Origin of the sequence: Sphingobium trunci, from assembly GCF_022664535.1 — a bacterium.
Taxonomy (GTDB): domain Bacteria; phylum Pseudomonadota; class Alphaproteobacteria; order Sphingomonadales; family Sphingomonadaceae; genus Sphingobium.
This window is the reverse complement of the sequence record NZ_JAKUJY010000009.1, coordinates 126,136-146,808: the sequence shown is the minus strand read 5'-3', so window position 1 is coordinate 146,808 and position 20,673 is coordinate 126,136. Positions and strand designations below refer to the sequence as shown.

General features: G+C 65.2%; 19 protein-coding genes. 9 read left to right on the top strand and 10 right to left on the bottom strand.

The window, feature by feature from the left end; genetic code table 11:
- The first annotated feature begins 110 nt into the window (after nt 1-110).
- The 4 genes from MJ601_RS10735 (at nt 111) to MJ601_RS10720 (ending at nt 3,407) form a co-directional block, all read left to right on the top strand.
- Entirely contained in the window at nt 111-1,031 is a 921-nt protein-coding gene (locus MJ601_RS10735; protein WP_242126163.1) for a nucleotidyltransferase and HEPN domain-containing protein, read from the top strand.
- A gap of 220 nt (nt 1,032-1,251) precedes the next feature.
- On the top strand, nt 1,252-1,740 hold the full coding sequence (locus tag MJ601_RS10730) for a hypothetical protein (RefSeq protein ID WP_242126161.1): 489 nt from the start codon (nt 1,252-1,254) through the stop codon (nt 1,738-1,740).
- Nucleotides 1,737-2,249, top strand: coding sequence for an RNA polymerase sigma factor (locus tag MJ601_RS10725; RefSeq protein ID WP_242126159.1), 513 nt, complete (start codon nt 1,737-1,739; stop codon nt 2,247-2,249). The genes MJ601_RS10730 and MJ601_RS10725 overlap by 4 nt, the downstream gene beginning before the upstream one ends.
- Nucleotides 2,250-2,447: 198 nt before the next feature.
- Nucleotides 2,448-3,407 carry an ArdC family protein gene (locus tag MJ601_RS10720; protein WP_242126157.1) on the top strand — a complete coding sequence of 320 codons (960 nt, stop codon included), beginning with the start codon at nt 2,448-2,450 and terminating at the stop codon, nt 3,405-3,407.
- 279 nt (nt 3,408-3,686) lie between these two features.
- Here the strand turns inward: MJ601_RS10720 and MJ601_RS10715 are convergent, their stop codons facing one another.
- Entirely contained in the window at nt 3,687-4,478 is a 792-nt protein-coding gene (locus MJ601_RS10715; RefSeq protein ID WP_242126155.1) for a sulfite exporter TauE/SafE family protein, read from the bottom strand.
- A gap of 175 nt (nt 4,479-4,653) precedes the next feature.
- Between MJ601_RS10715 and MJ601_RS10710 the strand changes: the two genes are divergently transcribed.
- A complete protein-coding gene (locus MJ601_RS10710; RefSeq protein ID WP_242126153.1) occupies nt 4,654-5,328 on the top strand; it encodes a glutathione S-transferase family protein in 675 nt (224 codons plus the stop codon).
- Between the two features lie 146 nt (nt 5,329-5,474).
- Here the strand turns inward: MJ601_RS10710 and ndk are convergent, their stop codons facing one another.
- The 3 genes from ndk to MJ601_RS10695 form a co-directional block, all read right to left on the bottom strand.
- Nucleotides 5,475-5,897 (bottom strand): nucleoside-diphosphate kinase, encoded by a 423-nt coding sequence (gene ndk, locus MJ601_RS10705; protein ID WP_242126152.1) that lies wholly within the window; start codon nt 5,895-5,897, stop codon nt 5,475-5,477.
- A gap of 95 nt (nt 5,898-5,992) precedes the next feature.
- Complete coding sequence (locus tag MJ601_RS10700) at nt 5,993-6,430, bottom strand: DNA polymerase III subunit chi (protein ID WP_242126149.1); 438 nt, start codon at nt 6,428-6,430, stop codon at nt 5,993-5,995.
- Nucleotides 6,431-6,443: 13 nt separating this feature from the next.
- Nucleotides 6,444-7,889 carry a leucyl aminopeptidase gene (locus MJ601_RS10695; protein ID WP_242126147.1) on the bottom strand — a complete coding sequence of 482 codons (1,446 nt, stop codon included), beginning with the start codon at nt 7,887-7,889 and terminating at the stop codon, nt 6,444-6,446.
- Between the two features lie 197 nt (nt 7,890-8,086).
- On the opposite strand from MJ601_RS10695, the gene MJ601_RS10690 reads away from it, so the two are divergent.
- From MJ601_RS10690 to rsmA, 4 genes are all read left to right on the top strand, one after another.
- Nucleotides 8,087-10,330, top strand: a complete 2,244-nt coding sequence (locus tag MJ601_RS10690) for an LPS-assembly protein LptD (protein WP_491572907.1) — start codon at nt 8,087-8,089, stop codon at nt 10,328-10,330.
- Nucleotides 10,331-10,416: 86 nt separating this feature from the next.
- Nucleotides 10,417-11,802, top strand: a complete 1,386-nt coding sequence (locus MJ601_RS10685; RefSeq protein ID WP_242126142.1) for a peptidylprolyl isomerase — start codon at nt 10,417-10,419, stop codon at nt 11,800-11,802.
- Nucleotides 11,780-12,805: a 4-hydroxythreonine-4-phosphate dehydrogenase PdxA gene (gene pdxA / locus MJ601_RS10680; RefSeq protein ID WP_242126139.1), complete on the top strand. Its 1,026-nt coding sequence runs from the start codon at nt 11,780-11,782 to the stop codon at nt 12,803-12,805. Before MJ601_RS10685 ends, pdxA begins: the two co-directional genes overlap by 23 nt.
- Nucleotides 12,795-13,637, top strand: coding sequence for a 16S rRNA (adenine(1518)-N(6)/adenine(1519)-N(6))-dimethyltransferase RsmA (rsmA, locus tag MJ601_RS10675; RefSeq protein ID WP_242126137.1), 843 nt, complete (start codon nt 12,795-12,797; stop codon nt 13,635-13,637). Before pdxA ends, rsmA begins: the two co-directional genes overlap by 11 nt.
- Nucleotides 13,638-13,803: 166 nt before the next feature.
- Here rsmA and MJ601_RS10670 read toward each other — a convergent pair whose 3' ends face one another.
- The 6 genes from MJ601_RS10670 to tilS form a co-directional block, all read right to left on the bottom strand.
- A complete protein-coding gene (locus MJ601_RS10670; protein ID WP_242126135.1) occupies nt 13,804-14,322 on the bottom strand; it encodes a tetratricopeptide repeat protein in 519 nt (172 codons plus the stop codon).
- 92 nt (nt 14,323-14,414) lie between these two features.
- On the bottom strand, nt 14,415-15,590 hold the full coding sequence (locus tag MJ601_RS10665; RefSeq protein ID WP_242126133.1) for an RsmB/NOP family class I SAM-dependent RNA methyltransferase: 1,176 nt from the start codon (nt 15,588-15,590) through the stop codon (nt 14,415-14,417).
- Between the two features lie 44 nt (nt 15,591-15,634).
- Entirely contained in the window at nt 15,635-17,092 is a 1,458-nt protein-coding gene (gene guaB / locus MJ601_RS10660; RefSeq protein ID WP_242126198.1) for an IMP dehydrogenase, read from the bottom strand.
- 285 nt (nt 17,093-17,377) lie between these two features.
- Nucleotides 17,378-19,327, bottom strand: coding sequence for an ATP-dependent zinc metalloprotease FtsH (gene ftsH / locus MJ601_RS10655; protein ID WP_242126131.1), 1,950 nt, complete (start codon nt 19,325-19,327; stop codon nt 17,378-17,380).
- A gap of 75 nt (nt 19,328-19,402) precedes the next feature.
- On the bottom strand, nt 19,403-19,594 hold the full coding sequence (locus MJ601_RS10650; protein WP_242126129.1) for a hypothetical protein: 192 nt from the start codon (nt 19,592-19,594) through the stop codon (nt 19,403-19,405).
- Between the two features lie 132 nt (nt 19,595-19,726).
- Nucleotides 19,727-20,671 carry a tRNA lysidine(34) synthetase TilS gene (tilS, locus tag MJ601_RS10645; protein WP_242126127.1) on the bottom strand — a complete coding sequence of 315 codons (945 nt, stop codon included), beginning with the start codon at nt 20,669-20,671 and terminating at the stop codon, nt 19,727-19,729.
- Nucleotides 20,672-20,673: the final 2 nt, after the last annotated feature.

Sequence of the window (20,673 nt, the reverse complement as noted above, 5' to 3'; positions counted from 1 at the left end):
CCACCTTCCCGATGAATGGACAATGGGTTTCGAACGGCTTGATCATTATGTCATAGCCTTGCTGCGATTGCGCTTGCCAAACAACGGCGGATGCCGAAAGAATCCCGGCAATGCGCACCGATATCGATCACCTTCCTGCGGCAAAGCAGCGCGAGCTTGAGCGCATCGTCGAGGTCATTTTCGAAGAGTTTCGCGGCGCCATAGAGAATGCCACCGGCCCCCGGAAGGGCGCGCGCATCCTGAAGATCGTGCTGTTTGGCAGCCACGCGCGGGGTGACTGGGTGGATGCGCCGCTGTCGGCGAACCAGTACAAATCCGACTACGATGTCCTCATCATCGTCAGCCAGAAGGAACTGACCGAGCGGGCGGCTTACTGGGCCAAGGCCGAGGAGCGGCTGATCCGGGCCTACACGATCGAGAAGACGCTGCGCACACCGGTCAATTTCATTGTCCATTCGCTGCACGAGGTGAATGACGGCCTCGCCCATGGCCGCGTCTTCTTCATGGAAGTCGCCAAGGATGGGATCGCGCTTTACGAAGCCGACGACCGGGAGTTGCATGAACCCAAGCCCAAGACGCCGGAGCAGGCGCTAACAGCGGCGACCGAATATTTTGAAGACGGCATGGCAAGCGCCATGTCGCGTCACAAATTAGCGAAGTATGCATCTGAGGAAGGGTTGCTGAAGGATGCGGCGTTTGATCTGCACCAGACGACAGAACGCCTCTACTCGTGCTTACTGCTGACGCTGACATTCTACGCGCCCTACAACCACAACATCGCCTTCCTGCGGTCGCTTGCCGAAGGGCTGGACCGCCGCCTCTATGGCATCTGGCCAGAAACCACGCGCCGCGAACGCGCCATGTTCCAGAAGCTGAAGGAGGCCTACACCAAGGCCCGCTATTCCAGACACTACCGGATCAGCGCCGAAGAACTGGCATGGCTCGGCGAACGCGTCGAGAACCTGAGCCGCGTCGTCCATCAGGTCTGCTCGGAACGGATCGCCGAACTGGAAGCCGCCGCCGGGAAATAGCGATCCTGTCAGACACCTTGTCCGAACTCCTCCTGTCTGGCATATTCGACGGCACGGGATGGAAGGACTGGCGGCCATCCCGGGGATAACCCTGCCAGGCATCATGTAGGTCCGGCCCCTCCGGTCGGGCAGTTGCTGCAAGCCATAGTGCCGGCACGCAGCGAACACCGCTTGCACCATCCGCGCCCGAATGCGCGGACCGCTAGTGTGCGAGCTGCAAATGACATCCCGTACCGACGTTTACGCGCGCGAAGTCGTAATGGCGCGCGTCAGCCATCTGGTCTGGCGCAAACAGAATGAGATCGAACGCATCGCGCGTATCATTCGCGCCTGCTTTGAACCCGAAAAGGTCCAGGCACCCCAGCCGGGGATCATCAGGCGGATCATCCTGATCGGTCCCTATGCGCGCCGATCATGGTACGAGGATCGGCATACGATCCAGTTCTCGGACTATGAATTCTGGATCGTCGTCAACCATCCCGCCTTCAAGGATGAGCGCTGCTGGCAGCGGGTGCGCGATGTCATCGACAGCGAACTGGGCAACCGGTGCGCTGTCGATTTCGACATCTACTCCAGGGCCGACATCCGCATCGCCAGGATCGAACGCGACACCTTCATCCTCGACCGCATCGAAGCCGGCATCACGCTCTACCGCGCCTCACGCGACGCACCGTTGAACGAGCGCGAACGTCGGGAGGCAAGGCGATGACCTCCTCCCGTTCTACGGCAGCCTTCGAGGCACTTTACCGGTCAGAATATACGCGAGTCCTGCGTTTCTTCCGAAAGCGCGTGGGTTGCGAAGATGCTCCCGACCTCGCGCAGGAGGTTTTCATGAAGCTGTTCGCTGGGGGCATTGTCGAACATATCGAAAATCCACCGGCCTATCTCACCCGATGCGCGCGCAACCTTCTTATCAGCCGTGCGCGTCGAAGGGCGTCGGCACACATCGTCACCTGTCCCATCGACGAGGGGCGGGATGCACCGGCGCCTCCCGAGCAGACCTGGAGAATCGAGGAGGGAGACGTCCGGAGGGTCTATCGACGAACCCTGCTGGCCATGCCACGCAAAACCCGCCGCATCTTCCTGATGCACCGGCTGAAATGCATGACCTATGCGGAGATCTCCGAGCAGGTCGGCATCGGCTACGGTGGCGTCGAATATCATATGATGCGTGCTTTGGCGCGGTGCCGCAGGACGACTTCTGTGCATCGATTGTAGAATGGCTTCCTAGGCTGGCGATTGAGCGCCGCCAGCGGCGCGACCTTTCACATTTCTGGAGGGAGAAAGAGGCTCTGCCTCTCTCTCCCTGCAAGGTGCCGCTTTGAGGCCGTGGCTCGCTTTGCTGCGCCCGCACCACCCCCGGCACCGGACCTTGCCCCCCCTCTCTCTCCGCCCCTCGCCGGGTCGGCAGGGGTCATGCGCGGCATGACCCGCTGCGCGGATTGGAAGGGAGTAAAGACCATGACCAAGCACACAGCCAAGCAAGACTCCCACAGCCGCATCACCGACCGCATATTGGCCGAGCTGGAACAAGGCACCCGCCCGTGGCTCAAACCGTGGAGCGGGGGCGACATGGCCGAATCGGGGCAGACCAGACCGCTGCGCGCCAACGGCCAACCCTATCGCGGAATCAATGTTCTATTATTGTGGATCAAGGCCCAGGCATCCGGTTTCGTCAGCCCGTCATGGATGACCTACAAGCAGGCGCAAGCCTTGGGCGCGCAGGTGCGCAAGGGCGAGTGCGGCGCAACCGTGGTCTATTACGGCGACGGCAGCAGGACCAAATATGACGAGGCGAGCGGCGAGGAAAGGGAACGGGCGTTCCGTTTCCTGAAAAGCTATACCGTGTTCAACGTGGCGCAGATCGACGGACTGCCCGAGCAATTCCATATCGTGCCGGAACCCGCAACGGAGGTAGAGCGAATCGAAGCCGCCGAGACGTTCTTTGCCAGAATCCCGGCGACCGTGAACCACGGCGGCGACAAGGCATATTATATGCCGTCAGCCGATCGCATCCAGCTTCCGCCCTTCACCGCTTTCCACGATGCCCACGGCTATTACACCACCCGAGGTCATGAAACTTGCCACTGGACTCGGCACAAGAGCCGCCTTGATCGCAGCTTTGGCCGCGAGAAATGGGGCGACGAAGGGTATGCACGCGAGGAGCTTGTAGCGGAATTAGGCGCGGCGTTCCTGGCCGCCGATCTTGGCTTGGCCGTCGAGCCTCGCCCGGATCATGCCAGCTATATAGCGAGTTGGATCAAGGTGCTGCAAAACGATTCGCGCGCCATTGTGCAGGCCGCAGCCCATGCCGAGCGCACCGTGGCCTATCTGCATCAACTGGCGAATCCCGATGAAGAGCAAGAGGCGGCATAGTCAGCCGATGAGCAGGGCCGCCCCGCACAGGGGCGGTCACCTTGTTTGGTCCGCCCAGCCAACCCCATGTGCGGGACATTCCCTTCGGCCTGCCCTAGTGGTATAAGTATTGGGAAACCAATGTGATTCCTGATTGCAGCCTGACCGAACCGTGGCCTTTTTGGGGGCCTATTTTTCGACTGGAAGTCAATATATCATTGAAAAATCACATAAATTTGTTACCAATTCGATTCCGGCTCGGCTCCAAAATCCTGTCCGCCGTGCGCGCCGGTCAGGCGATCAGGCGATCAGGCGCCATCCCACGATCACCAGCACCGCCGCCAGCAAGGGCTGAAGCACGCGATCCGACGTGCGCGTCGCCAGCAGCGATCCGATCACGATGCCCGGCAGCGATCCCGCCAGCAGGTTGACGAGCAGCACCGGATTGACATTTCCGATCCACAGATGCCCCAACCCCGCGACCAGCGTCAGCGGCACGGCATGGACGATATCGGTCGCCACCAGTCGCTGCATCCGCATCCGCAGGGGATAAAGCGCCAACAGCAGCGTCGCGCCGATCGCGCCTGCCCCTACCGAGGTCAGCGTCACCATCGCGCCCAGAAGCGCACCCGCCGCCACCGTCAGCGCGGGCTGCCACCGGGTGAACCGATCGGCCGTGCCGACCCGCCGCGCCAGCGCCCATTTGTGAAACCGTCCGCGCAGCAACGTGGCGACCGCCGTGCCCATCAGCACCACGCCCAGCGCCGTCGTGATCACGCCCGCCTTGATCTGCCCCAGATGCATTTGCGACAGAATCGCCAGGACGATCAGCGAAGCGGGCAGGCTGCCGATCATCAGCCGCTTCACCACCTCATAATCGGGGCCGCCATCGGCACCGCCCTGATGATGATGGACTGCGCCGCCGACCGCCTTGGTGATGGAGGCAAACCACAGGTCCGTGCCCACCGCCGTGGTCGGCGCGACGCCGAACAGCAGGATCAGGATCGGCGCCATCAATGATCCGCCGCCTACGCCCGTCATGCCGACCATCAGGCCGACAAACAGGCCCGCGACCGTGTGCAACCAATCCATATTCTGCCCCGGGTTCGTTACGTGAGTTAATCGGTAGACATTTAGAAGGCAAAATCCGCCGCAGCCAGCCCCCTTATGGATTGGAAATATATCGTCACCAAAACAATTGCTGTTCGGGCGGTTCTCCGCGCGACGCTCTCGACTTCCCGTCCCTCCCCCGTCTAAAGACGGGTCCATGATGAAGCTGTTCATTGGCAACAAGGCCTATTCGAGCTGGTCGCTTCGCGGCTGGCTGGCGTGCAAGCTTTCGGGCCTGCCGTTCGAGGAAGTCGTGGTCCCACTCTATGACGAGGAGTGGGAAAAGCGGCGCGAGGGCGATGAATTCGCCCCATCCTCCGGCAAGGTGCCGATCCTCTGGGACGGTGACGATATCGTCGTCTGGGACAGTCTGGCGATCGTCGAATATCTGAACGAGAAGTCGGGCGGCGACAGATTCTGGCCTGCCGACACGGCCGCGCGCGCCATGGCGCGCTCCATGGCGGCGGAAATGCATTCCAGCTTCGCCGCCCTGCGCCGCGAGCACAGCATGAACATCCGGCAGATCTATCCGCCCGTTCCGCCGTCGGAGCCTGTGGCACAGGACATTTCCCGCATCATGCAGCTCTGGGCGCAGGCCCGCGCCCGCTATGGCGGCGACGGGGAATTTCTGTTTGGGAAATTCAGCGCGGTCGATGTGATGTTCGCGCCCGTCGTGACGCGTTTCATCACCTATCAACTCCCCGTCGCCCGCTTTGCCGAGGCTTATATGCGCGCCATCATCAACCACCCTTGGATGCAGGAATGGATCGGCGGCGCCCAGGCGGAGGAATGGGTGATCGACCGCTTCGAGGCGCCGCCGCAAACGGCCTGAGAGGCGCGAAGCGGCCCATCCCGGACATTTCCCTCCTCCCACAGGCGGAAGGGGGAAGGAGCGCTCCTTCAGGCAGACGAACGGAAAGCCCGGCCACTCCTCTGGGGAGCGCCGGGCCTTTCTACTGCGAAATGTCGCAGCTGGGATCAGCCGACGATTTCTTCCGGCTTGAAGAAATAGGCGATCTCGATCGCGGCATTTTCATCGCTGTCCGAACCATGGACCGAATTGGCCTCGATCGATTCGGCATATTCCTTGCGGATCGTGCCTGCATCGGCATTGGCCGGGTTGGTGGCGCCCATGATGTCGCGGTTGCGCTTCACGGCGTCTTCGCCTTCCAGCACCTGCACGACCACCGGGCCGGAGATCATGAAGGCGACCAGGTCGGCGAAGAAGGGGCGTTCCTTGTGGATGGCATAAAAGCCTTCGGCCTGCTCGCGGCTCATGCGGATGCGCTTGGAAGCGACGACGCGCAGGCCCGCTTCCTCCAGCTTCGCGGTCACGGCGCCCGTCAGGTTGCGGCGGGTCGCATCAGGCTTGATGATCGAAAAGGTGCGGGTCACAGCCATGAGGCTCAAAAGCTCCGAATTGTTTGGGATAAGTTGGCGCGCCCTTTAGACCGGGCCGTTGCCTATCGCAAGGGGGGCTCGGCAGAAGCCCTGATTTACGGTCCCTGAACCCATTTGCGGCCATCCTGCCGCCAGAAACGGGGCGTGATCCCTTCCCGCTTCGACAATTCGCGCCAGCTTGCTCGCGCGCCATCGATGGTTTGCGCATCGAAGAAATAGAAAGCCCGATCGAAATCCAGCGCTTCCTCGCGCCAAAGGCCGTCCGCCAGTGCGACATGCCGTGCGCCATTGGCGGCGAGACAATCCTGCGCCAACAGTATCGGCTGCACCGAATCGGCCCCCTCACCCGCCCGGCCATGCGCCAGGAAGCTCTCAGGCGGCCCGGCCCACAACCCGGCCGAGATCCGCTCCAGCCGCTCCGGCTCCTGCGCCACCACCAACAGCCGCTCCCCCATGTCGAGGATGCGGCCCGCAATGGCGGGCAACACCTGCTCCACGGGATCGCGGCTCAACTGGTAGAAATCGACCTGCATCGGCTTTCCGGCATCAACCCTCGAACCTGTCGGCCACCAGCCGGTCCAGCAGCCGCACGCCATAGCCGGTCGCGCCCTTGTCCCAGGTCGCACCGGGCTTGTCGGCCCACACCATGCCTGCAATGTCCAGATGCGCCCATTTGACGCCCTCGTCGACGAAGCGCTTGATGAATTGCGCCGCCGTGATCGACCCGGCATAGCGCGGCCCGATATTCTTCATGTCGGCGATCGGGCTGTCGATCAGCTTGTTATAGGCGTCGGACAGGGGGAAGCGCCAAAGCTGCTCGCCCGCCGCCTTGCCCGCCGCGATCAGATCGTCCGCGAGGCCGTCGTCATTGGAGAAGATGCCCGCATATTCATTGCCCAGCGACACGATCATCGCTCCGGTCAGGGTCGCGAGATCGACGATCACCTCCGGCGCATAGGTCTTCTGCGCCCAGGTGATGACGTCGCACAGCACCAGACGGCCCTCGGCATCGGTGTTCAGCACCTCGATCGTCTGCCCCGACATGGAGGTGACGATGTCGCCGGGCCGCTGCGCATTGCCGTCCGGCATATTCTCGACCAGGCCGCAGATGCCGACGACGCGGACCTTCGCCTTGCGCCCGGCCAGCGCCTTGATCGCGCCCGCCACGGCCCCGGCGCCGCCCATGTCCCACTTCATGTCCTCCATGCCCGCGCCGGGCTTGAGCGAAATGCCGCCGGTATCGAAGGTCACGCCCTTGCCGACGAAGACCAGCGGCTTGCCCGCCGCTCCACCGGTCCCGTCCCACTCCATCGCCAGCAGGCGCGGCTCGCGCGCCGAACCCTGCGCCACGCCGAGCAGCGAACCCATGCCCAGCTCGGTCATCGCCGCCTTGTCGAGCACGGTGATCTTCACGCCCAGCTCTTCCAGATGGCGGCAGCGCTCGACGAAGCTTTCGGGATAGAGGATGTTCGCCGGTTCCGACACCAACTCGCGGGTGAAGGCCACGCCCGCCGCCACCGCTGCCTGCTTTTCCCAGGCCGACCCGGCGTCGGCGGAAACCAGCGTGATCTTCGCCAGCGTCGGCTTCGCCTTTTCCGGCTGGCGGGTGCGATAGCTGTCGATCCGCCAGCCGCGCAGCAGCGCGCCGAGCGCCAGCGCCGCCGCCTTCTCGCCGCTCGCGCCGCCGAAAAATTCGACCGCCGCATGGGCCGCCCCGCTGGTCGACAGGCGCGCCGTCAGGGCGCTGCCCGCCCGCTCATGATCCGCATCGCTGCCGGAACCCGTGCCCACCAGCACCACGCGCAGCACCTTGCCGCCCTCCTCCGCGAAGCTTTCGAAGCTCGACCCCGCCTCTCCGGTGAAGCGCGCGGCAGCCGCCCCCGCCGCCAGCACCGGCGCCGCAGCCAGCGGCAGTGCGTCAAAGCCGCCCTTGGGCACGGCGAACACCAAGGTGTCGGCATCGGGACGGATCGGGCTGAACGCGATTTCCATCAAAGGTCCTTCATTTCCTGCAAGAGCTTAATAGAGGGGACAGATAGTGCGGCTTGCCCTGTCTGGCAAAGCCGTTCGACCGATTTTCCGGCAAAAGACATGCCCCAGACGATTGCGGCGCGGGCAAAGCAGTGCGATAGGCGGGAAACAGAGCGCCCCCGAAGAGGCCCCACCCTTTGCAGACTTCCCTTATCTCCTTGCGTTTCAAACAGGCTCTTTTTTCCGGCGTGGCCTTTTCGTGCCTTGCGGCGATCCCCCATGCTGCCGCGCAACAGCTCAACGAACCGCAGGCGACCATCAGCGCACCCGACGCGCCGGTACCGGAAACGGACGAGCAGATCGGCTTTGCCGCCGATGCGCTGCAATATGACAGCAACAACGAAGTCGTCACCGCCAGCGGCAACGTGCAATTGCTGCGCGAAGGCAACCGGCTGCGCGCCGACAAGGTGGTGTGGGACCGCAATACGGGGAAGGTGGAGGCGACGGGCAATGTCTCGGTCACCGATCCCGAAGGCAATATCGCCTATGGCGACCGTTTCGACGTTACCGACAGCCTCCAGGACGGCATGGTCCAGAACATGCTGCTCGTGCTGCAATCGGGCGGGCGCCTTGCCGCGGCGAACGGCGATCGCAAGAATGGCGTCTACACGCTGCACAAGGCCGCCTACACCGGCTGCGTGGTGGAGGACCGCAAGGGCTGCCCCAAGGAGCCGACCTGGCAGATCAAGGCGGTCAAGGTCGTCTATGATCCGGTGAAGGCCCGCGTCAAATATACCAATGCCAGCGTCGAGCTGTTCGGCCTGCCGCTGATCCCGCTGCCCGGCTTTTCCCATCCGGTGGGCGACAATGGCGGCAACGGCCTGCTGGTGCCGAACCTGCGCTATGACCGCAACAACGGGTTCGAGATCGCGCTTCCCTATTATCTGAAGCTCGCGCCCAACCGCGACGTCACCGTCACGCCGCATGTCTACACCGGCACGCTGCCGATGCTGGAAGGCAATTACCGGCATCTGTGGGATCGCGGCGCCTATCAGATCACCGGCTATGCGACCTATGGCAGCCGCCTTGCCACCAGCAGCGCCTCCTCGACCACCCCCGCCGATTCCCAGAAGGATTTTCGCGGTTATCTGAGCGCGAGCGGCGCGCTGCAACTGACCCCGGAATGGAGCATCAGCGGCTCGATTCGCGCCACGACCGACCGCACATTCCTGCGCCGCTACGACATCAGCAATGACGACCGGTTGCGTTCGACCCTCAATGCCCAGCGGATCGGCGAAAACAGCTATCTGTCGATCGCAGGCTGGGCGGTGCAGACGCTGCGTGCGGGCGATCCGCAGGGACAACAGCCGATCGCCCTGCCCGTGATCGACTATCGCCTGCGGATGAAGGATCCCTGGCTGGGCGGGGTAGCGCAGTTCCAGCTCAACAGCCTGGCCATAACCCGCACCCATGGCGAGGATACGCAGCGCGCCTTCGCCGCCTTCGAATGGAATTTGCGCAAGCTGACCGCCATGGGTCAGGAAGTCACCTTCACCACCTATCTGCGCGGCGACGTCTATCACAGCAGCGACAATGATCTGAGCGCAGTGGCCAGCTATGCCGGCGATCCGGGCTGGAAGGCGCGCGGCATCGCGGCGGGGGCGATCGACGTGCGCTGGCCCTTCATGGGCGAGGCGTTCGGCGGCGTACAGCGCATCGCCCCGCGCGTGCAGATCGTGGCGGCGCCCAAGATCGCCAATCTTTCCGTCCCCAATGAGGACGCCCGCGCCATCGACCTGGAGGACAGCAACCTCTTCGCGCTCAACCGTTTTTCGGGCTACGACCGGTTCGAGGATTCGTCCCGCGTCACCTACGGCCTCGAATACAGCCTGTCGCTGCCCCATTTCTCGCTGGAGAGCGTCGTCGGGCAAAGCTATCGCCTCAACAGCCGCGAAAGCATCCTGCCGGACGGCACCGGCCTGTCCGACCGGCTGTCCGACATCGTCGGCCGCACGACCGTCCGCTACCGGGATTTCATCAGCTTCACCCACCGCTTCCGCCTGGACAAGGACAGCTTCGCCGTCCGCCGGAACGAGATCGACGCGACCCTCGGCAGCAAGAAGACCTATGCCATGGTCAGCTATCTGCGCCTCAACCGCAACGCGAACCTCAGCCTGGAGGATTTGCGGGACCGGGAGGAGCTGCGGCTGGGCGGGCGTGTCCAGTTCGCGCGCTTCTGGTCGGTCTTCGGTTCGACGGTCATCGACCTCACCGATGCGAAGGAGGATCCGGGCAGCACGTCGGACGGCTATCAGCCCGTCCTCCATCGCCTGGGCATCGCCTATGAGGATGACTGCCTGACCCTGGGCCTCACCTGGAAGCGGAACTATCAGGTGCTGGGCGACGCACGAAAGGGCAACAGCTTCCAGCTTCGGCTGGCTTTTCGCAATATTGGCATATAAGGATCAGCCTTCCCGCTTCCTGCTCAGGGCCGGTTAAGGCGGATCGGCGCATCTCGTGCCGAACCGATTGGAGAGTTTTGTCGACGATGCAGCCTGCCGTTTTCCCGTTTTCCCGCATTGGCAGCACGGCCGCCAAGGGCCTGCGCACCCTGCTCCTGTCCTCCGCCCTGCTGGCGACGGGGGTGCATGGCGTCGCCGCCCAGACGGTCGGCGACGACGACAATGTCGCGACCCAGCAGCTCAACCTGCCCAAGGACGTGACCGTCTTCGGCAAGAGCGACCCCAATGTCCGCAAGGCGACCGCCATCGTCAACGGCCGCATCATCACCGGCACGGACGTCGACCAGCGCCTTGCCCTCATCATCACCGCCAATGGCGGCAAGGTTTCGGATGAGGAGAAGGAAAGGCTGCGCGTGCAGGTGCTGCGCAACCTGATCGACGAAACGCTCCAGATCCAGGAAGCCGCCGCCAACGACATCAAGATCGACAAGGCCGAAATCGACCAGAGCTATGAGCGGGTCGCGGCGAATTTCCGCCAGTCCCCGGCCCAGTTCGACCAATATCTGCGCACGCAGGGCAGCTCCGCCGCCAGCATAAAGCGCCAGATCGAGGGCGAACTGGCCTGGAGCCGCCTGCTCCGTCGCAACATCCAGCCCTTCGTCAACGTGTCGGCGGACGAGGTGTCGGCCCAGATCAACCGCATGAACGCCGCCAAGGGCAGCGACGAATATCGCATCGGCGAGATCTACCTGTCGGCAACGCCCGAAAATCAGCAGCAGATCATCGCCAACGCCCGCAACATCATCGACCAGATCAAGCAGGGCGGCAGCTTCGCCGCCTATGCCCGGCAATTTTCCGAAGCCTCGACCGCGGCCGTCGGCGGCGATCTGGGCTGGGTCCGCCCCGCGCAGCTTCCGGACGAACTGGCGCAGGCGGCGAACGAGATGCAGGTCGGCCAGATCGCAGGGCCGATCGGCGTGCCGGGCGGCGTGTCCATCATCTATGTCATGGACAAGCGCAAGGTACTGACCGCCGATCCGCGCGACGCGCTCCTCAGCCTGAAGCAGTTGTCGGTCGCCTTCCCGGCGGGCACCACCAAGGAACAGGCCAGCGCCAAGGCCGCCGCCTTCGCCGCGCAGGTCAAGGCGATCAAGGGCTGCGGCCAGGCCAATGAACTGGGCGGCAAGATCGGCGCCGACGTGGTCGACAATGACAATGTGAAGCTGCGCGACCTGCCGCCGCAGTTGCAGGACATCCTGCTCAACCTTCAGGTCGGTGAGGCGACGCCGCCCTTCGGATCGATCAACGACGGCGTGCGCGTCCTGGTCGTCTGCGGCCGCGACGAAGCCAGCACCGCCGCCGCGCCCAATGCCGAACAGATCATGGCGCAGATGGAGGAAGAACGGGTCAACAAGCGCGCGCGCATCTATCTGCGCGACCTCCGCCGCGATGCCGTTATCGACTATAACTGATCCGGCCGCCCTGCCCCCCTTCGCCGTCTCGCTCGGCGATCCGGCAGGCATAGGCCCGGAAATCGTCGCCAAGAGCTGGGTCATGCGGGAGGCGCGTGGCCTGCCTCCCTTCTTCGCCGTGGGCGACGCGGCTTCGCTGCGCGCGGTCTGGCTCGGCCCGGTCCAGACGGTCAGCACGCCGGAAGAGGCCGTTGCCGCGTTCGACACGGCCCTCCCCTGCCTGCAGGTCGCCGAAGCGGGGCAGATCGTCCCCGGCGCGCCCAGCATCGACGGCGCGCGCACCGCTTTCCAGGCGCTGGAAGTCGCGGTCGGCCTTGCCCGCAGCGGATCGGCGGGCGGAATCGTGACCGCGCCCGTGGGCAAGGAACAGCTTTACGGCGTCGGCTTCACCCATCCGGGACAGACCGAATTCATCGCCGAACGCTGCGGCGTGGCGCCGCACAATGCGGTGATGATGCTGGCCGGTCCGTCGCTGAAGGTCGTCCCGATCACCATCCACATCCCGCTGGCCGATGTGCCGTCGGTGCTAACGGTCGATCTGATCCGCGCGCGCGCGCTCACCACGGCCAAGGGCCTTCAGCGCAATTTCGGCATCGGGCGCCCCCGGCTGGTGGTTGCGGGGCTCAACCCCCATGCGGGCGAAGGCGGCGCACTGGGCCGGGAGGAAATCGACATCATCCGCCCCGCGGTCGAATCGCTCCAGGCCGAGGGTCTGGACATCATCGGCCCGCTGGCCGCCGACGGGCTGTTCCATGCGCGCGCGCGCGAGACCTATGATGCGGCGCTGTGCATGTATCATGACCAGGCACTGATTCCGATCAAGACGCTGAATTTCGACGAGGGCGTCAATATCACGCTGGGCCTGCCGATCGTGCGCACATCGCCCGACCATGGCACTGCCTTCGGCATTGCAGGCAAGGATTCGGCCAATCCCGGCGCCATGATGGCGGCGATCAAGATGGCCGCCGAAGCCACCCGCGCCCGCATCGCCCATGGGAACTGACGCCCGGCCCTCGCTCCCCCCGCTCCGCGAAGTCATTGCGGCACACGGGCTTCAGGCAAGCAAGGCGCTGGGCCAGAATTTCCTGCTGGACGAGCAACTGCTGGACCGCATCGCCGCCATTCCCGGCCCGCTTGCGGACCAGTCCGCCTTCGAGGTCGGCCCCGGGCCCGGCGGCCTCACCCGCGCCATCCTGCGTGCCGGCGCGAAGCTGGTCGCGGTGGAGCGGGACCGTCGCTGCCTTCCCGCGCTGGCCGAACTGTCGGAGGCCTTCCCCGGCCAGCTCCGCGTCATTTCCGGCGACGCGATGGAGGTGGACGCCCGCGCCGAGGCGGGCGAGGGCGCACATATCATCGCCAACCTGCCCTATAATGTCGGCACCGCGCTGCTGATCGGCTGGCTTTCCACCGGCTGGACCCCGCTGCCCTGGTGGTCGACGCTGACGCTGATGTTCCAGATGGAAGTGGCCGAGCGCATCGTCGCCAGGCCCGGCGGCGACCATTATGGCCGCCTTGCCGTGCTCGCCCAGTGGCGCAGCGACGCCCGCATCGCGATGAAGGTGCACCGCAGCGCCTTCACGCCGCCGCCCAAGGTCATGTCGGCGGTCGTCCACATCACCCCCAGGCCAGCGCCCGAAGGCGTCCAGCTCAAGCATCTCGAACGGCTGACCGCCGCCGCCTTCGGCCAGCGCCGCAAGATGCTGCGCCAGAGCCTCAAGGGCCTGCCCGGCGCGCTCGACGCGCTGGAAGCGGTCGGCATCGATCCGCAACGCCGCGCCGAAACCGTCAGCATCGAGGAATTTGTCGAGGTCGCCCGCAAACTGGGGCAATCCTGACCGCGCAAGGGCCCGCAGGCGCAGCGGCGAGACGGCATTTCCGGTCACTCGCCCTTGTCGCGAACCCCGCCGATGCGCCGTCGCACGGCCTCTGCCACGCGCGCCCCGGACGCCGCCGTCCATGTCGGGATTTCCCGGCGCTTCCGAAGGAAGGCCCCGAGACGGATCAGGGCGTCTCGGTTTCGGAGGATTTGGGCGCGGGCACCTTGTCCTTGGCGCTCAGCACCGTCGCGGGCGGTCCCTTTTCGATGGCGGCCGCCAATTGTCCGATCGCTGCGCAGTTCGCCTTGCATGCGCTTTGCGCCTGGGCCAGATTTTCCTTGGCCTTGGCGATCGCGCCCTTTTCGACCATCGCCTCGCCCTGCCCGACCAGCGCGTTCACATCGTTCGGCTCCAGCAGCAGCGCTTCGCGATACAGGCGGATCGCCTTGCCCTGCAGGCCCTGCGCCCGCGCCACTTCGGCCAGCTCGATATAGGCATGGCGGTTGCGCGGATCGACCGCCAGCGCGCTTTCCAGCGCATCGGTCGCCGCCGCATAATTACCCGCCTTGCGCGCCGCCTCGCCCGCCTTCTGCCATTCCAGCGACAAGGGCGAGATCTGCGAGTCCGGCCGTTGCGACAGGCCAGCGCTGGAAACGACGGTCAGCACGGCGGCCAGGGCAATCGAAGCGGGGGTAAAACGCATGCACAACTCCAGCCATGTTTCAGGCGCTGATTCCGGGGCTCGGTCCAAGGGGGGAGTGTCGCGATTTTGCGCCCGCTTGTCCATGGCCTGTTTCACGGCGCCCGTCGCAGCCGCGCAAAGTAGAAGCCGTCGGTCCCGTCATGGCCTGGCGTCAGCAGCAGGCCATCACCATGGGGGCGGCCCATCGCCGCTTCGATCCTCTCGACGGTCCAGCCGTCATGGCGTTCCCGAAATGCCCGCACCTGATCCCGCCCCTCCCGGTCCGTCAGCGCGCATGTAGCATAGATCAATGCGCCGCCCGGTGCCAGCAGGGGCGCCGCGAAATCCAGGATGCGCGCCTGTTCCGCCACCAGCCGGTCCAGACGCGCCGGGGTGAGGCGCCAGCGCGCCTCCGGATTCCGCCGCCAGGTGCCAGTGCCCGAACAGGGCGCATCGACCAGCACGATATCGGCCCGCCCCGCCAGGCTTTCCAGCGCCCCCGCCTCATGCCCCTGATCCAGCAGCAGCGTTTCGATGAAGGTCGCCCCGGCCCGCTCCGCCCTGGGGTCGAGCCGCGCCAGACGCGAACGGATGGTATCGGCGGCGATCAACACGCCCTTGCCCGCCATGGCGCTCGCCAGCGCCAGCGTCTTGCCGCCCGCCCCGGCGCACAGGTCGATCACGGTCATACCCGGCGCGGCCTCGCAGGCGGCCGCGATCAACTGGCTGCCCGCATCCTGCACCTCGACCTGCCCCCATTTCCAGGGATCGCCCTGCTCGACCGGCGCGCCTTCGGGCAGGCGCAGCGCGTCGGGCAGGGCGGATAGCCTCACCGCATCGGGATAATGAGCGGCGACCTTGTCCGGATCGGCCTTCAACCGGTTGACGCGCAGATCGACGGGCGCCCGGCCCAGCAGCGCGTCGCGTTCCACCGGCGCCGCCAGCAGCGGTTCGATCCAGCCCGGCACGGCGCCAGCAGGGGCACCGGCGTCGCTGTCGGAAATCGGCAGAGGACCGTGCGCCGATCCATCGAACAAGGCGGCCAGTTCCGGCAGCTCACGCGCCAGCCCGACCATCGCGGCGCGTCCGCTTTCGGGCCGATCGGCCGCCCGGCGCACGGCGTCATAGACATGGTCGCGCACCGCCCGCCGGTCGCGCGACCCGGCATAGCGCCGTTCCTTGAAATAGCGCGCGATCAGCGTATCCGCCGCCGGGCCGCCATCGCGCGCGGACGCGATGATGGCGTCGAGCAGTTCGATGGCAGCCTGAACGCGAGCGGATGGGGTCATCGAAACACTCCCCCCTTCCGCAAGCGGGAGGGGAATCAAATGGCTTACCGCGTCGGGTAATTGGGTGCTTCGCGAGTGATCGTCACATCATGCACATGGCTTTCCGACAGGCCCGCATTGGTGATCTGGACGAAGCGCGCCCGCTCCTGCAAATCCTTGATCGTGCGGCTGCCGGTATAGCCCATGGCCGCCTTCACGCCGCCGACGAGCTGGTGGATGACGTCCTTGGCAGGCCCCTTGAACGGAACCTGGCCTTCAATGCCTTCGGGCACCAGCTTCATCTGGTCCTTGATATCCGCCTGGAAATAGCGGTCGGCCGAACCCCGCGCCATCGCACCGACGCTGCCCATGCCGCGATAGCTCTTGTAGGCGCGCCCCTGATAGAGGAAGGTTTCGCCCGGCGCTTCGGCCGTGCCCGCCAGCAGCGAACCGACCATGACGCAGCCCGCGCCCGCCGCCAGCGCCTTGGCGACGTCGCCCGACGTCCGCAGGCCACCGTCCGCGATCACCGGCACGCCCTGCTTCGCGGCTTCCTCGGCCGAATCCATGACGGCGGTGAGCTGCGGCACGCCGACGCCCGCAACGACGCGCGTGGTGCAGATGGAACCGGGCCCGATGCCGACCTTCACGCAGTCCGCGCCCGCATCGATCAACGCCCTGGTCGCCTCGGCAGTGGCGACATTGCCCGCCACCACCTGCACATGGTTGGACAGCTTCTTCACCGCCTCGACCGCGACGGCCACCTGCCTGCTATGGCCATGGGCGGTGTCGATGACGATCAGGTCGCATTCCGCGTCGATCAGCGCCCTGCTGCGCTCCAGCCCGGTCTCGCCCACGGTCGATGCCGCCGCGACGCGCAGGCGGCCCGATGCGTCCTTGGTCGCCTGCGGATAGGTGACGGCCTTTTCGATATCCTTGACGGTGATCAGGCCGACGCAATGATAATGATCGTCCACCACCAGCAGCTTTTCGATCCGGCGCTGGTGCAGCAGACGCATCGCTTCATCCTGGCCCACGCCGGTCTTCACGGTGGCGAGATTGTCGTGCGTCATCAGTTCGCTGACCGGCTGGGCCGGATTTTCGGCAAAGCGCACGTCGCGATTGGTGAGGATGCCGACCAGCTTGCCCGACGCCTCCACCACCGGAATGCCGCTGATCTTGTGGCGGGTCATCAGCATCTGCGCATCGGCCAGCGTCGCATTGGGGGTGATGGTGATGGGGTTGACCACCATGCCGCTCTCGAAGCGCTTGACGGCGCGCACGGCGTCCGCCTGTTCCTCGACCGACAGGTTCCGGTGCAGCACGCCGATCCCGCCCAGCTGCGCCATGACGATCGCCATGTCGGCTTCCGTCACCGTGTCCATGGCGGAGGAGAGGATCGGGATGTTGAGCTTGATCGCCCTGGTCACATGGGTGCTGGTGTCCGCCTGACTGGGCAGCACATCGGATTCGGCGGGCTGCAACAGCACGTCGTCAAAGGTGAGGCCAAGGCGGATATCCATGTGAAAGCCACTTTCTGCTGCGCGGGTCATGCGGGGGGGCATAGCATGATCGCTGGGGGATTCGTGGCGGCCCATGTAACCATTAACCGGCGAAACGGCCAGACCCCTCGGGGCATTTTATTGCGCGGGCAGGATGACCCCAGCCCCGCACCCCACAGACGAGCGGCGGGCATGCAATCCTCTCGATCGCGCAAACGGGATTTGCACGACCGCCTTCATTCTTCCGCGAACATGAAAAAAGGCGCCCCTCGCGGCAGCGCCTTCTTCCAGCCCGTGACCTGGGCATCAAGCCCCGGCGGGCGTCGGCTCTCCGAACGGCCCCTTGCGCCGCCGCGTCTTGGGGATGGAGGAACCCGCCGCCGGAATGACGGAAGGCTTGATCGTCGTGCCGTCGTCGCGGGTGATCTCACCCTTGTCGAGCAGCGTCTTGATCTCCTCGCCGCTCAACGTCTCATATTCCAGCATCGCGTTGGCCAGCAGGTGCAGCTGGTCCTCATGGCCCTTCAACACTTCCTGCGCCCGCGCATAGCCCTGCTCCACCAGCCCGCGGATTTCCTTGTCGATCAGCTTCGCCGTCTCGTCCGACATATGGACGCGCTGGCTCTGCGAATAGCCCAGGAAAGTCTCGCCCTGCTGCTCCTCATATTGCAGCGGCCCCAGCTTGTCGGACATGCCCCACTGGGTCACCATGTCACGCGCCAGCTTGGTGGCATATTGAATGTCGCCCGAAGCGCCCGACGACACCTTGTCATAACCGAAGATGATCTCCTCGGCGACGCGGCCACCCATGGCGACGGCCATGTTCGCATGCATCTTGTCGCGATGATAGCTGTAGCTGTCCCGCTCCGGCAGGCGCATCACCATGCCCAGCGCGCGGCCGCGCGGGATGATCGTCGCCTTGTGGATCGGGTCCGACGCCGGTTCATGGACCGCGACGATGGCATGGCCCGCCTCATGATAGGCGGTCATCTTCTTCTCATCGTCGGTCATCACCATGGAGCGGCGCTCGCTGCCCATCATGACCTTGTCCTTGGCCGCCTCAAACTCGTCCATCGCGACCAGACGCTTGCCCCGGCGCGCTGCCATCAGCGCCGCCTCGTTGACGAGGTTGGCGAGATCGGCACCCGAGAAACCGGGCGTGCCCCGCGCAATGGTGCGCGGATTGACGTCCGGCGCCAGCGGCACCTTCTTCATGTGCACGGCCAGAATCTTCTCGCGGCCCTCGATATCCGGACGCGGCACCACGACCTGACGGTCGAAGCGGCCCGGACGCAGCAAGGCGGGGTCCAGCACGTCGGGGCGGTTGGTCGCCGCAACGATGATGATACCCTCATTCGCCTCGAAGCCGTCCATCTCGACCAGAAGCTGGTTCAGAGTCTGCTCGCGCTCATCATTGCCGTTGCCCAGGCCCGCGCCGCGATGACGGCCGACCGCGTCGATTTCGTCGATGAAGACGATGCAGGGCGCGTTCTTCTTCGCCTGCTCGAACATGTCGCGGACGCGGGATGCGCCGACGCCCACGAACATCTCGACGAAATCGGAACCCGAAATGGTGAAGAAGGGCACGCCCGCCTCGCCCGCGATCGCGCGCGCCAGCAGCGTCTTGCCGGTGCCCGGCGAGCCGACCAGCAGCGCGCCCTTGGGGATCTTGCCGCCCAACCGCGCAAACTTGCTCGGGTCCTTCAGGAACTCGACGATTTCCTGCAATTCCTCGCGGGCTTCGTCGATCCCCGCGACATCGTCGAAGGTCACCTTGCCATGTTTTTCGGTCAGCAGCTTGGCCTTGGACTTGCCGAAGCCCATGGCGCCGCCCGCGCCGCCGCCCTTCTGCATCTGGCGCAGCACGAAGAAGGCGATGCCCAGGATCAGCAGGAACGGCAGCGACTGGTAGATCAGGATCATCCAGAAGCTCGGCTGCTCCTCTGCCTGGCCCGAATATTTGACGTTATAATCGTCCAGCAGGCCGGTCAGCCCCGGATCGTTCACCGGAACGGTGCTGAACTTCTGCCCGCTGGTCAGCGTACCGGAAATCCGGTCGGTGGCGATGGCGACATCCTTGACCTGCCCTTCCTGCACCTTGGCGCGGAATTCGGAATAGGCGATCCCGGTTCCGGCGCTCGATGCCGTGCGGCTGTCGAACATCGACACGAACAGCAGCAGGGCGATGATCACCCCGGCCCAAATCATCGCGCTCTTGATCCAGGGGTTACCCTGCGGGTCTTTCTCGTCGTTCATTCACCACTCTCTTTCACCCGGCAAGATAGGAAAGCGCCGCGAAATCGCAAGCGGGACTCTCCTTGCCGCGTGCGATCAGCCCCCGACAAATTGCGACAGGGCGATATAGGCCAGTATCACCGCCATGCCCGCGGAAACGCCGCAAAGCAGATAACCGGTATAGAGCAGCATCGGCGGATGGGGGCGTTCCATCCGGCGATTGCGCTGCGCCGCCGAAAGAATGACACTGGCCAGAAGACCATAAGTCAGTGCCGCAAATTCCATCATGAATCGAAAATTCCCACGCTCTCGTCGCCTTCATTAACCAGCATAGGCGTTAAGGAAAGGTCATTGCGCCCGGCCGAATCGACGGAGTGCGGGATTCCCGCGACGGTCCGTGGAACCTTTCCGTAACGACCTTCATTGCCAGCGGCGGGGAGGAGCGATCTTCATGCCCCAGCGCGCCCCGCCCTTGAGCACCACTTGCCCCAGGCTGACCTTCTGCCCCTGACGTGCCGCCGCGATCGCCCGGTCCAGCGCCTCGCCTCGCGGCGCGTTCGCATCCGGCAGCAAGCGGCCGATCATCCGCAACAGCAGACGGCGGAGCAGTTCGCGGGGGACATCGACCCGGTCCAGCACCAGCCCCTCGCCATCCCGTTGCACATGGCGTGCCTCCAGCGCCTCTGCCGCCCAATCCAGCGCCTCCTCGGCCTCGGCCAGCGCCGCCGCGCTGCGTCCCGCCGCCCCGGCATCGATCCAGTCCACCTGCGACAGCGCCGACCGCAGCGCCGCCCGATCGAAGCGGGGGTCGCTGTTCGAAGGATCATCGACAAAGGGCAATCCCCGCCCCCGCGCATGATCCAGCAGATCCGCCTTGCGCACACCCAGCAACGGCCGCAGCACCACGCCCTGCCTCGCACGAACCCCAGCCAGGCCGCCCACCCCCGCTCCGCGATTGAGCCGCATCAACAGGGTTTCCAACTGGTCGTCGGCATGATGCGCGGTCAGCAGCCAGTCCAGACCCCGCCTGACCCGCCAGTCCTCCAGCAGGCGGTAGCGCTGCGTCCGCGCCCAGCTCTGCACATTGCCGCGCACGGCGCCGTCCGGGTGCAGCGTCGCATGGCCGATTCCCGCCTGGCCGCACCAGTCCGCCACCATCGCGGCCTCCGCCGCCGACGCCTCCCGCAGCCCATGATCGACCGTCGCCGCCTCGACCCGGCCGGGGAAGACCCGCGCCGCCAGATCGATGAGCGCCATGCTGTCCGGCCCGCCCGACACCGCCACGCCGAAACGGGCGCTGGCGGCATCCCCCACCAGCGCCGCGAGGGCCTGCTTCACTGTCGCTTCGAGATCGCCCGCGGCCATGC

Coding starts and splice junctions, on each gene's coding strand:
- MJ601_RS10720 (WP_242126157.1), top strand. CDS start 2,448: ATGCGCGGCATGACCCGCTGCGCGGATTGGAAGGGAGTAAAGACCATG.
- MJ601_RS10650 (WP_242126129.1), bottom strand. CDS start 19,594: ATGATGGAATTTGCGGCACTGACTTATGGTCTTCTGGCCAGTGTCATT.
- ndk (WP_242126152.1), bottom strand. CDS start 5,897: ATGGCTGTGACCCGCACCTTTTCGATCATCAAGCCTGATGCGACCCGC.
- guaB (WP_242126198.1), bottom strand. CDS start 17,092: ATGGATATCCGCCTTGGCCTCACCTTTGACGACGTGCTGTTGCAGCCC.
- MJ601_RS10685 (WP_242126142.1), top strand. CDS start 10,417: ATGCAGCCTGCCGTTTTCCCGTTTTCCCGCATTGGCAGCACGGCCGCC.
- MJ601_RS10715 (WP_242126155.1), bottom strand. CDS start 4,478: ATGGATTGGTTGCACACGGTCGCGGGCCTGTTTGTCGGCCTGATGGTC.
- MJ601_RS10725 (WP_242126159.1), top strand. CDS start 1,737: ATGACCTCCTCCCGTTCTACGGCAGCCTTCGAGGCACTTTACCGGTCA.
- rsmA (WP_242126137.1), top strand. CDS start 12,795: ATGGGAACTGACGCCCGGCCCTCGCTCCCCCCGCTCCGCGAAGTCATT.
- tilS (WP_242126127.1), bottom strand. CDS start 20,671: ATGGCCGCGGGCGATCTCGAAGCGACAGTGAAGCAGGCCCTCGCGGCG.
- MJ601_RS10730 (WP_242126161.1), top strand. CDS start 1,252: ATGACATCCCGTACCGACGTTTACGCGCGCGAAGTCGTAATGGCGCGC.
- pdxA (WP_242126139.1), top strand. CDS start 11,780: ATGCCGTTATCGACTATAACTGATCCGGCCGCCCTGCCCCCCTTCGCC.
- MJ601_RS10710 (WP_242126153.1), top strand. CDS start 4,654: ATGATGAAGCTGTTCATTGGCAACAAGGCCTATTCGAGCTGGTCGCTT.
- MJ601_RS10735 (WP_242126163.1), top strand. CDS start 111: ATGCGCACCGATATCGATCACCTTCCTGCGGCAAAGCAGCGCGAGCTT.
- ftsH (WP_242126131.1), bottom strand. CDS start 19,327: ATGAACGACGAGAAAGACCCGCAGGGTAACCCCTGGATCAAGAGCGCG.
- MJ601_RS10665 (WP_242126133.1), bottom strand. CDS start 15,590: ATGACCCCATCCGCTCGCGTTCAGGCTGCCATCGAACTGCTCGACGCC.
- MJ601_RS10700 (WP_242126149.1), bottom strand. CDS start 6,430: ATGCAGGTCGATTTCTACCAGTTGAGCCGCGATCCCGTGGAGCAGGTG.
- MJ601_RS10695 (WP_242126147.1), bottom strand. CDS start 7,889: ATGGAAATCGCGTTCAGCCCGATCCGTCCCGATGCCGACACCTTGGTG.
- MJ601_RS10670 (WP_242126135.1), bottom strand. CDS start 14,322: ATGCGTTTTACCCCCGCTTCGATTGCCCTGGCCGCCGTGCTGACCGTC.